The organism is Actinophytocola sp., assembly GCF_009379765.1.
Classification (GTDB): domain Bacteria; phylum Actinomycetota; class Actinomycetes; order Mycobacteriales; family Pseudonocardiaceae; genus Actinophytocola.
Genome location: NZ_WHTD01000044.1, coordinates 41,012 through 51,632 on the forward strand (window position 1 = coordinate 41,012; position 10,621 = coordinate 51,632).

General features: G+C 72.0%; 9 protein-coding genes and 1 pseudogene. 6 read left to right on the forward strand and 4 right to left on the reverse strand.

Features of this window, described 5'->3' with window-relative positions:
* Positions 1 to 4: 4 nt before the first annotated feature.
* Together GEV28_RS15735 and GEV28_RS15740 are read left to right on the forward strand one after the other, a co-directional pair.
* A complete protein-coding gene (locus GEV28_RS15735) occupies positions 5 to 613 on the forward strand; it encodes an acyltransferase (protein WP_291412812.1) in 609 nt (202 codons plus the stop codon).
* A gap of 95 nt (positions 614 to 708) precedes the next feature.
* Positions 709 to 1,317: a methyltransferase domain-containing protein gene (locus GEV28_RS15740; protein WP_291412813.1), complete on the forward strand. Its 609-nt coding sequence runs from the start codon at positions 709 to 711 to the stop codon at positions 1,315 to 1,317.
* Between the two features lie 25 nt (positions 1,318 to 1,342).
* Here GEV28_RS15740 and GEV28_RS15745 read toward each other — a convergent pair whose 3' ends face one another.
* The 3 genes from GEV28_RS15745 to GEV28_RS15755 are packed head-to-tail and all read right to left on the reverse strand — an operon-like array spanning position 1,343 to position 5,021.
* Positions 1,343 to 2,827: a hypothetical protein gene (locus GEV28_RS15745; protein WP_291412814.1), complete on the reverse strand. Its 1,485-nt coding sequence runs from the start codon at positions 2,825 to 2,827 to the stop codon at positions 1,343 to 1,345.
* Positions 2,824 to 3,831, reverse strand: coding sequence for a hypothetical protein (locus GEV28_RS15750; protein ID WP_291412815.1), 1,008 nt, complete (start codon positions 3,829 to 3,831; stop codon positions 2,824 to 2,826). The genes GEV28_RS15745 and GEV28_RS15750 overlap by 4 nt, the downstream gene beginning before the upstream one ends.
* A gap of 26 nt (positions 3,832 to 3,857) precedes the next feature.
* Positions 3,858 to 5,021, reverse strand: a complete 1,164-nt coding sequence (locus GEV28_RS15755) for a glycosyltransferase (protein WP_291412816.1) — start codon at positions 5,019 to 5,021, stop codon at positions 3,858 to 3,860.
* A gap of 130 nt (positions 5,022 to 5,151) precedes the next feature.
* Between GEV28_RS15755 and GEV28_RS15760 the strand changes: the two genes are divergently transcribed.
* The 3 genes from GEV28_RS15760 to GEV28_RS15770 are packed head-to-tail and all read left to right on the forward strand — an operon-like array spanning position 5,152 to position 8,382.
* Positions 5,152 to 6,243 (forward strand): DegT/DnrJ/EryC1/StrS aminotransferase family protein, encoded by a 1,092-nt coding sequence (locus GEV28_RS15760; protein WP_291412817.1) that lies wholly within the window; start codon positions 5,152 to 5,154, stop codon positions 6,241 to 6,243.
* Between the two features lies 1 nt (position 6,244).
* Positions 6,245 to 7,240, forward strand: coding sequence for a Gfo/Idh/MocA family oxidoreductase (locus tag GEV28_RS15765; protein ID WP_291412818.1), 996 nt, complete (start codon positions 6,245 to 6,247; stop codon positions 7,238 to 7,240).
* Positions 7,237 to 8,382 (forward strand): glycosyltransferase family 4 protein, encoded by a 1,146-nt coding sequence (locus tag GEV28_RS15770; RefSeq protein WP_291412819.1) that lies wholly within the window; start codon positions 7,237 to 7,239, stop codon positions 8,380 to 8,382. Before GEV28_RS15765 ends, GEV28_RS15770 begins: the two co-directional genes overlap by 4 nt.
* A gap of 45 nt (positions 8,383 to 8,427) precedes the next feature.
* Here GEV28_RS15770 and GEV28_RS15775 read toward each other — a convergent pair whose 3' ends face one another.
* Positions 8,428 to 9,750: a cytochrome P450 gene (locus GEV28_RS15775; protein ID WP_291412820.1), complete on the reverse strand. Its 1,323-nt coding sequence runs from the start codon at positions 9,748 to 9,750 to the stop codon at positions 8,428 to 8,430.
* Between the two features lie 346 nt (positions 9,751 to 10,096).
* Here GEV28_RS15775 and GEV28_RS15780 point away from each other — a divergent pair.
* Positions 10,097 to 10,621: pseudogene (locus GEV28_RS15780) on the forward strand (ATP-binding protein); the annotation flags it as partial.

Consider the following 10,621-nt stretch of genomic DNA (forward strand, 5'->3'; position numbering starts at 1 on the left):
CACCATGGCGTTCGTATCGGACAGCGCCGACGTCGCGCAGAACGCGAAGCTCGGCGCGGGCACCAAGATCTGGCACCTGGCGGAGGTGCGCGGGGACGCCGAGCTCGGCGAGAACTGCATCGTCGGGCGCGGCGCGTACATCGGCACCGGGGTACGGGTCGGCGACAACTGCAAGATCCAGAACGATGCGCTGGTGTACGAGCCGGCCGTGCTGGCCGCCGGCGTGTTCATCGGCCCCGCGGTGGTGCTCACCAACGACACCTACCCGCGCGCGGTGAACCCGGACGGCAGCCAGAAGAGCGCCTCGGACTGGGCGCCGGTCGGCGTGACCATCGCCGAGGGCGCCGCGATCGGTGCCCGCGCGGTGTGCGTGGCGCCGGTCCGGATCGGCGCGTGGGCGACCGTTGCCGCCGGCGCCGTGGTGACCCGGGACGTGCCCGACTTCGCGCTGGTGGCGGGGGTTCCGGCGCGCCGGATCGGCTGGGTCGGCAAGGCCGGCGCGCCGCTGCGCCAGGACGGTGCGCATGACGGTGCGCACTGGGTGTGCCCGCTGACCGGCACGACCTACACCGAGGCCGACGGCGCTCTCACGGAGTCCACGCCGACCGGGTGACCTGATCGGGTGGCCGGGCGGCTGCGCTAGGGTCCTCGTCCGTGAGGATTCGATCCGTTGTGACGACATTGAGCCGGAACCCGTTGGTGCTCCAGGTGCGCAAGCGTGCCTTCAAGGGCACCACGGAGTACTGGGAGAGCCGCTACGCGAAGGGCGGCACGTCCGGCGCCGGCTCCTACGGCAGGCAAGCCGAATGGAAGGCCGAGACCGTCAACGACTGGGTGGCCGAGCTCGGCGTGACCTCGGTCGTCGACTTCGGCTGCGGTGACGGCAACCAGCTCTCGCTCGCCAAGTACCCCCGGTACCTCGGCCTCGACCCGTCGGCCACCGCGGTGCGCATGTGCGTCGAGCGGTTCCGCGACGACAAGACCAAGAGCTTCCTCCAGTACACCCCGGACACCCTGGCCGACCCGGCCGGCTGGCTGCGCGGCGACCTCGCCCTCTCCATGGAGGTGATCTTCCACCTGATCGAGGACGAGGTCTTCGAGGACTACATGACCCGGCTGTTCGACAGCGCCGAGCGATACGTGGTCATCTGCAGCAACGACACCGACGACGACGAGCAGGTACCGCACGAGCGGCACCGCGACTTCACCCGCTGGGTCGAGCGGGAGCGTCCGCAGTGGGTGCTGGAGCGGCGGCTCGACCCGCCCGCGGACCTCGACGTGATGTCATCCTTCTTCCTCTACAAGCGGAACGCCTGAGGGCTGCCGATTCCGGGGCCGCCGCTCAACGGCGCCGGAGCCCCGGGATCGGCAGCTTCGCGACCTCCGCGCGGTTCAGCAGCCACCACATCGCCAGGAACCCTGCCGCGAACACCGGGTCGAGCAGCAGCGGCAGGTGGGCGAGGTGCTCCACCACGACCATCGCCACCGCCACCACCAGGCCGAGCGCGACCTTGCCGTACACCCGGCCCCACCGGTGGCCGTCCGTGCGCCACACCACGCCGATCGGGATCGTCGCGATCACCACGGTGCCGCACAGGTAGCCGAGCGCGACGCCGGTCAGGCCCATCCGCGGCGCCACCAGAAACCAGGTCCCCACGCCCACCAGCATGCCGAGGATGCTGGCCGCGGTGCTCACCATCATGCCCCGCTGGGAGCGGGTGTTCAGCGCGCTCACGCTGGCCACGCAGAGGTTCGTGGCCAGCACCGCGACCACCAGCACGGGCAGCAGCTTCTCCGCGCCGGCGAAGGTCGGACCCCAGACCACCCCGACGATCAGCCTGCTGCACACCATGATCGAGCCGAAGACGGCGACCATCGTCACGGCGAGCCCGCGGGTGGCCCGGTCGGTCTGCGCGAGAACGGCGGCGTGGTCGCTGCGGCCCCACGCCTCGGCCATGGACGGCAGCAGCACCAGCGTCAGCGAGGCCGCCAGCAGCGACGCCGGGGTGGCCAGCGCGATCGCCGCGGCGTACAGGCCGGCATCCGCGTCGCCGGCGGCCAGCTTCGCCCCGATCTGGGAGAGCTGCAGGAACCCGGTGCTGGCCAGCGTGCCGACCGCGCCGAGCAGCACGAACCCGTCCAGCTCGCGGCGGCGGGGCCGGTCCGGTCTGCCGCGCGCGCCGTACGGCCAGCTGGCGAGCGTGTAGAGGCCGTAGGTCAGCACGAGCGGCAGCACCAGCGCGGTGTCGCGCACGCCGGCGAGCAGCAGCGCGACCAGACCGGCCAGGCCGAGCAGCACGCTCGTCACGTCCCACAGGGTCGCCCGCAGCACCTGGCCCGCGCCGAACTGGATGCCCCTGGTGAAGCTGTAGCCGGAGTAGGCGATGGTCAGCGCGGCCACGCTGAGCGCGGCCGACCAGGAGCCGCCGTCGATCAGCACCCAGAGCGGCAGGCACACCGCGCCGAGCAGCACCCCGGCCTGCACGGTGCGCATCCGCAGGTGCGCCGCGGTGGTCCGGGTCTCCTCGGTGTCGCCCGCGCCACGCGCCATGGCCAGGAACTTCGAGGCCGCGCTGCCGGTCGTGGTCGGCCAGAGCAGGGCCAGGGTCAGCGACATGGCGATGGCCGACGCCACCACGCCGAGCACGGCTCCGCCCGCGATGTGACCGACCAGGAACGAGGTGGCGAACCGCAGAATCCCCTGTGCGACCAGGCCGATCGTGCTGTAGACACCGCCGCGGGCCAGTGACGTCGCGATCGGCCGGTCCAGCCGGACCGGGCGCATCATCCGGGCGAGCGCGCCCTGCTTGTTCTCGGTCACGGTCACCGGCGAGCGGCCACGACGGCGCGGTGCACCGCCGCGACGGTGTCCACCGCGTGCGCCACGCCGTGGTGGTCGCGCACCCACTGCCGGACCGTCGCCGGATCGTGCGACACGGAGCCGGCCAGCGACGCCACGACCGCCGCCACCGCGTCACCGATGCCGCCGATACCGCCGCCGAGCACGGGCGGCGGTGCCGCGGCATACAGCGGCAGCGGCACCGGCACCACCATCGGCGTGCCGGCGGCCAGCGCCTCGAGCTCGCTGGCGGCGAGGATCCCCGCCGCCTGGCCGACCACGACGTGCGCGCCGGACAGCAGCGCGAGGTAGTCCGCGTGGTCGCCGCGGGGAACCAGCCGCACACCGAGCGCCGCCGCGTCGGCCGCGTGCGCTCCCCAGTCCAGGCCGACCACCTCCGCCCGCTCCCCCAGCGCGGCGACCAGCTCGGCGGCGACCTTCAGCTGGGTGGTGCTGTCCTTGTCCGGCGTCCACCGCGACGCGAACACCACCCGCGGGCGGCCGGCCACGGGCGCCCAGGGCGCGATGGCGTCGACGTCGATCGGCACGGGCAGGTAGACCGCATCCGCGCGGTGCGCCAGCACGTGCTCCGCGAGGTCCGGCGTGGAGTAGAACACCGCCTCGGCGTCGCGCAGCCCGGCCCGGATGCCGCCGCCGCGCGCCGGGTCGTACTGCGCGGTGCGCACGTCGGTGCCGTGGCAGTGCAGCACGTACCGGGGCGCGCCGAGCCGGGAGTGTGCCAGCGTGGACGCCGAGTGCACGTGCACGATGTCGTGGCGCCGGGCCAGCACCCGCAGCCGGGCCACCCACGCGGCGCCGATCAGCGCGCGCCTGGCCTGCCCGGTCGGCCCGCGCCACTCCTGCGCGGGAGCTGCCTTGGGCAGGTGGTGCCACGCGTAGCCGCGCCGCGTCGCCTCGGCGATCATCCGCTGCGCGGTGAACGCGGCCTCGTTGACATGCAGCACCGAGGGCTGCCGCACCGCGGTTGCCACGGTGCCATCCGCGCCGGCCGCGGCGGTCACGCTCGGTGTCCGGGCAGCAGCCCGGCGACGACGTTGCGGGTCACCGCGGCGTCCTCGACGGAGTTCAGCACCTTGGCGGCCCGGTCGGCGTTGTGCTTGAGCTCGCGCACCCGCTGCTCGGTCATCGGCGCGAGCACGTCGTGCAGGGCCTGCGCGGACGCGTCCGCGGCGATCGCACCCAGCTCGTGCTCGGTGATCAGCCGGTCGGTCTCCAGCGCGGAGCCGAACACCACGGCGAGTCGCGCCTGCACGTAGTCGAAGATCTTGTTCGGCAGCATCAGCCGATGGTTCGGGGTGAGCGGCGGCAGGCTGAACACGCCGACGTCGTAGGCGTTCAGCGTGCCCACCAGCTCCGCCGGCGCGACCGGCGGGTGCAGGGTGACGCGCGGCTCGCCGGCGATCCGCGCGCGCAGGCTGTCCAGGTACTTGCCGCCGTCGCGCGCGGGCACGAGGTACAGGTCCAGGGTGAACCGTTCGTCGAGCATGCGCACCGCGTCGACCAGCGCCTCGATGTTGCGGCCCGGCACTGCGCCGCCGCTGTGCACCAGCCGGATCCGCCCGTCGCGCACCTCGCCGGGCGACAGCTCGCGGAACGCGCCCGTGTTGCGCACCGTGTGCGTGCGCACGCCGAAGCGCTCCTGGTAGAGCTTGCCGATGGAGTCGTTCACGACGGTCACCGCGGCCATCTTGGGCAGGTACCTCGCGCACTGGTCGGTCATGAACGGCTTGACCAGCAGCCGCCAGGGACGGACGTGCGCGCGCTCCTCCGGGGCCCACTCGTGCATGTCGGCCACCACCGGAGCGCCGTGCGCCACCCGCAGGCCGACCGCCATGGCGCGCGCCTCGTTGGCGACCACCACATCGAAGCGCCGGTCGCCGACCACGGTCAGCGTGGCGCGGACCGCCGGCGCGGCGAGCTCCACCCGGCGGTACCGGCGCAGCGCCAGCGAGGCCACCCCGGCCGGGGTCTGCGGCAGCGACGGCAGGCCGGCGTCGATCTCCAGGTGCTCGGTGGCGACCCGCGGCCCGTCGCCGTACCCGACGGTGGTGACGTCGCCGAGCTCGGCCAGCACGTCCAGCTGGCGGAGCACGCGCGAGTCGTGGTTGATGTCGGAGAAGGAGATGCAGAGGATCCGGGCTCGAGGCTGGTCGGCGGCCATGGTGCGGCAGTGTATCGGCGGGCGATCTTCCGACCGCCCACCCGTACCAGGCCGAACCCCCTGACGACGGGCCCGGCGCGTCGGCAAATACAGTGGGCGCGACATTTCTCCGCCCAACCTCGGGAGAACCGTGAGCAAGGACTTCATACCGGCCGCCAAGCCGATCATCGGCGACGAGGAACGGGCGGCGGTCGACGCCGTGCTCCGCTCCGGGATGCTGGCCCAGGGTGCCGAGGTCGCCGCGTTCGAGCAGGAGTTCAGCGCCACGCTGCTGGACGGCCGGCCGGTGGTCGCGGTCAACTCGGGCACCGCGGGCCTGCACCTCGGCCTGCTGGCGGCCGGCGTGGGCCCCGGCGACGAGGTCATCGTGCCGTCGTTCACCTTCGCGGCCACCGCGAACTCCGTCGCGCTCACCGGCGCCACCCCGGTGTTCGCCGACATCGAGCTCGACCACTACGGCCTCGACCCGGAGCACGTGGCGAGCGTGGTCACCGAGCGCACCAAGGGCATCATGCCGGTGCACCTGTACGGCCACCCGGCGAACATGCCGGCCCTGCAGGCGCTCGCCGACGCCCGCGGTCTCGCGCTGTACGAGGACGCCGCGCAGGCGCACGGCGCCGGCCTGGACGGCCACCCGGTCGGCACGTTCGGCGCGTTCGCCATGTTCAGCCTCTACCCGACCAAGAACATGACCTCCGGCGAGGGCGGCATGGTCGCCACCGGCGACGCCGACCGGGAGCGCACCCTGCGCCTGCTGCGCAACCAGGGCATGCTCAAGCAGTACGAGAACGAGATCGTCGGCTTCAACGCCCGGATGACCAACCTGCACGCGGCGATCGGGCGGGTCCAGCTCACCAAGGTCGGCGGGTGGACGAAGGCCCGCCAGGCCAACGCGCGGTTCTTCGACCGGAACCTGTCCGGTGTCGGCGTACCCCGGGTGGCCGACGGCGCGGTGCACGTCTACCACCAGTACACGATCACGGTGCCACAGGACCGGGACGGCTTCGTCGCCGCGCTCAAGGAGGAGCACCAGATCGGCTCCGGCGTGTACTACCCGATCCCGAACCACCGGCTTGCCCCGTTCGCCCGCGAGGAGGACCTCCCGAACACCGAGCGGGCCGCGCGGACGGTCGTCTCGCTGCCGGTGCACCCGTCGCTGGACGACGAGGACCGGGACCGGATCGTGCACGCGGTGAACACGCTGGCGAAGGCGGGTGCGTGAGATGGCCGACCTGCGAGTGGGCCTGATCGGCCTGGGCATGATGGGCCGCCACCACGCCCGGGTGGTGCGCGAGGTGGACGGCCTGGAGCTGGTCGCGGTCGCGGACGCCACCGGCGACCCGCACCACGTTGCCGGCGGCCTGCCGGTGCTCGGCGACGTGCACGAGCTGATAGCGGCCGGCATCGACATGGCGGTGTGCGCGGTGCCCACCGGCATGCACGAGGAGGTCGGGCTCGCGCTGGCCGTGGCCGGGGTGCACACGCTGATCGAGAAGCCGATCGCGCACAGCGTGGACGCCGGCGAGCGCCTGGTGAAGGCGTTCGCGGCGCGCGGCGTGGTCGGCGCGGTCGGCCACATCGAGCGGTACAACCCGGCGCTGCAGTCGCTGCGCGAGCGGATGGCGGGCGGCGACCTCGGCGACATCTACCAGATCGCCACCCGCCGCCAGGGCCCGTTCCCGGCGCGGATCGCGGACGTCGGCGTGGTCAAGGACCTGGCGACGCACGACATCGACCTCACCGCCTGGCTGGCGCAGTCGGAGTACGTGACGGTGGCCGCGCAGGTCGCGCTGCGCTCCGGCCGGCCGCACGAGGACCTGGTGGCCGCCACCGGCCGGCTGGCCAACGGCACGGTCACCAACCACCTGGTGAACTGGCTGTCCCCGATGAAGGAGCGGGTCACCGTGGTGACCGGCGAGAAGGGCGCGTTCGTGGCGGACACGCTGACCGCCGACCTCACCTTCTACGCCAACGGCGTGGTCACCACCGAGTGGGAGTCGGTGGCCAACTTCCGCGGCGTGGCCGAGGGCGACGTGACCCGGTTCGCGATCCAGAAGCGTGAGCCGCTGCGCACCGAGCACGAGAAGTTCCGGGACGCGGTGCTGGGTCGCGGGTCGGACATCGTGACCTTGCAGGAGGGGCAGAGCACGCTGCGCACCGCGGAGCAGCTGCTGACCACCTCGGCGTCGACATCGGCACTGGCGGCGGTGGCGGTATGAAGGTCGTCCTGGTGACCCGGCTGTTCGCGCCGGAGGTCGCCGCCGCCGCGTTCCGGCTCAAGGCGCTGGCCGACGGGCTGACCGCGGCCGGCCACGAGGTCACCGTGCTCACCACCAGGCCGCCGGACAACGCCGGCACGCAGGAGTTCCCGGACTACACGGTGCTGCGCTGGCCGGTGCTGCGCGACGCCGGCGGCAACGTGCGCGGCTACGTGCAGTACGCCAGCTACGACTTCCCGATGATGTTGCGGCTGCTGGTGCGCCCGGCGGACGTGGTGATCTCCGAGCCGCCGCCGACCACCGGCGCGATGGCCGCGCTGGTCTGCCTGGTGCGCCGCAAGCCGCTGTACTACTACGCCGCCGACATCTGGTCGGACGCGCTGGTCGCGATCAACGCGCCGAAGTACGTGTTCCGCATGGGGCACGCGTTCGAGAAGTTCGCGCTGCGCCGCGCGCGCGGCGTGATCGCGGTGTCCGACGGCGTCGCCGAACGCGTCCGTGCCCTCGGCGCGAGCAACGTCGAGGTGGTCGCCAACGGCGTGGACACCGCCCAGTTCCACCCGGTGGCCGACACACCCGCGCCGGACGCCCCGTACTTCGTCTACCCGGGCACCATGTCGGAGTTGCACGGCGCGGACGTGTTCGTGCGCGCCATGCCGATCGTGCTGGAGAAGCACCCGGAGGCCCGCCTGCGTTACTTCGGCCAGGGCACCGCCGTGCCGGGGCTGCGCACGCTGGCCGCCGAGCTCGCGCCGGACGCCGTGGAGTTCGGCGGCGTCGTGCCGCCGGCACAGGCCGCGCGCTGGATCAGCGGCGCGGCCGGCGCGCTGGCCAGCATCGTGCCCGGCCAGGGCTACGACTTCGCCCAGGCCACCAAGATCTATGCGGCGGCCGCGTGCGGCACCCCGGCGCTGTTCGCCGGGGTGGGCGCCAGCGCCACCCTGGTCGAGGACAACGAGCTGGGCCTGGTCGCCGAGTACACCCCCGAAGCCGTGGCGGCTCAGATGATCGCCATGCTCGACGGCGAGCGCCCGCCCGGCGAGCGCCTGGTGGCCTGGGCCCGGGACAACGCTTCCCTTGCCACCACGGGCAAGCTGATCGCCCAGTGGATCACCGACGATCTGAAGGACCAGACGCGCTGAGCCCCGTACCCGGTCCGTCCACAGTAGACCGAAAGCGACGATCGCTCAGCCGCTCCGCCGGTTCCTCGGCATCAGGCGGACGTTGATCGGCTTGTCGGGTCCCAGGGTGATGAGCTGCTTCGGCGCGACGAGCTCGCGGGAGGCGAGCTCGACGCGGTACCGCTGGACGGTGCTCGCGATGATCAGCAGCATCTCGCTCATGGCGAACTGGTTGCCGATACACACGTGCGGGCCGGAGCCGAACGGGATGTAGGAGCTGCGGTCGCGCTTCGCGGTCTCCTCGGGAATGAACCGGTCGGGTCGGAACTCGTCCGGGTCTTCCCAGAAGTCGGGGTGGCGGTGCATGTGATACGGGCTGAAGAAGATGTCCGTGCCGGCGGGGATTCGGTATCCGCCGATCTCATCGTCCTCGAGGGCGCGCCGCCAACCCTGCCATTGTTGCGGATACATGCGCTGCGCCTCGTCGACGACGGTCCGCGTGTATACGAGCTTGCTGCAGTCGGCGATGGTCGGCGGCCGGCCGGCCAGCTCGTTGTCGACCTCCTGCTGGACCCGCTGTTGCACGTCGGGATGCAGGCCGAGCCGGTAGAACACCCAGGTGAGAACGTTCGCGCCGGTCTCGTGCCCGGCGAACAGCATCACGAAAACCTGGTCGCGCAGCTGCTCGTTGGACATTCGCTCGCCGGTTTCCTCGTCCACCGTCTGAATGAGCATGGAAAGCAGGTCGCCGCGGTCGACCTCGTCCAGGAGATGCTTGGTGATCACATAGTCGATGATCTCCTCGACGATCTGGTGGCTCGACCAGAACCGCCGGTGGCCCGCGGTCGGCACCGACAGCGGAAGCAGCGGCATCTGCATGTAGGCGGTGAGCTCCCGGTCGATCGTGTCGATCGCCTGGGCGAAGCGGTCGACGACCTTCTCCTCCTCCAACGCGAAGAGCGCTCGCGCCACGACCCGCAGGGTCAGCCGGCGCATCTCCTCGTTGGTGTTGATGACCTCGTTCGACGCGACCAGCTCGTCCCACTGGTCGAGCCGGGCACGGATCACCGCGAGCATGTGCTCGCTCATGGACGCGACCCGCTGGTAATGGAACGAGGGCTGCATGAGGCGGCGCTGGCGGCGCCATTCCGGGCCGCCCTCCACCGTCGCGAGCCCCTGGCCGAACAGGTTGCGCGCCATTTTGTGGGCCATGGTGGAACGGTTGTAGTTGCCCGCCTTCTGCTGCAGCACGTGCTTGACGTGATGCGGATGGTTGAGCACCACGATCCTGTTCGTGGCGAGCCGGAACGAGCAGACGTCGCCATATGTCGTGAACAGGTTGCCGAGCCAATCCAGCGGCGCCCGCCGGAATGACATCGTGCTTCGCACGAAGTTGGCCGGTCCTGGTGGTGTGGAACGAGATTTCGGGTTGACCGTGGATCCCGTTCCGGGCATGGCAGGGCCGTCCCTTCGCCGGCCGCCAGCCCCGCGCCGACGGGCTCGACGATCATCATGCCAGAGACCAACAGCAGGCCATAGGGCGCCTTGTGCCGGAAACCCGGTTGCCAGCACGGTAATCGCTGTTCACGGTGCCGATCGGCGGCCCAAGATCGCCGGTCGTGGGACTCGGCTTCCGCGCTTTGCGCCATCCAGTATCTTCTGACCCCAGCCGAGCGTGAGGACCTGGTCGATGTCAGCCCGAGAGCTCGTTCCCCACCAGCCAGAACGTTCACCCGTGATCGACGCGTTGCCCGTGGTACTGCTGGCAATGGTGGTCACCGGCGGTGTGACGGTGTGGCTGACCTTCCAGGTGCCCGCCCCCGACCGGTTACTCGTGGGCGCGGCCGCCGCCGGGTTGTCGGTCGCGCTGTGCTTCGCCGCCGCCGCCGCGGCGTACTGTGCGGCGCGGGCGCGGCGGACCGACGGCCGGCTGCGGTCACTGGAGAGCGGGATCGCACGGCTGGTGGACGACGTGGTGCCGACCGTCGCGCGCCGGCTCCGCGACGGTGCGTCGGTGGACACCGCCGTCGCGGCGGCGCCGATGCCCGCCGACGGGGTCCAGCGCGACATCCTGCGCACGGTGGCCAGAGAGTTCGGGGTCGGCGAGCGGCAGCGGGCCGCGGCGATGGCGGCCTGCGCGAGTGCCGCCGGCCGGGTGCAGGCGATGGCGACGAGCATGCTCGCCGATCTGCGGGAGATGGAGGGGCGCCACTCCGAGGAGGTGCTCGGCGATCTGCTGAAGCTGGACCACAGCACCGCC

What these genes read in the sequence shown, in the direction of transcription:
- GEV28_RS15735 (WP_291412812.1), top strand. Translation starts at nt 5, where the DNA reads ATGGCGTTCGTATCGGACAGCGCCGACGTCGCGCAGAACGCGAAGCTC.
- GEV28_RS15765 (WP_291412818.1), top strand. Translation starts at nt 6,245, where the DNA reads ATGGCCGACCTGCGAGTGGGCCTGATCGGCCTGGGCATGATGGGCCGC.
- GEV28_RS15770 (WP_291412819.1), top strand. Translation starts at nt 7,237, where the DNA reads ATGAAGGTCGTCCTGGTGACCCGGCTGTTCGCGCCGGAGGTCGCCGCC.
- GEV28_RS15755 (WP_291412816.1), bottom strand. Translation starts at nt 5,021, where the DNA reads ATGGCCGCCGACCAGCCTCGAGCCCGGATCCTCTGCATCTCCTTCTCC.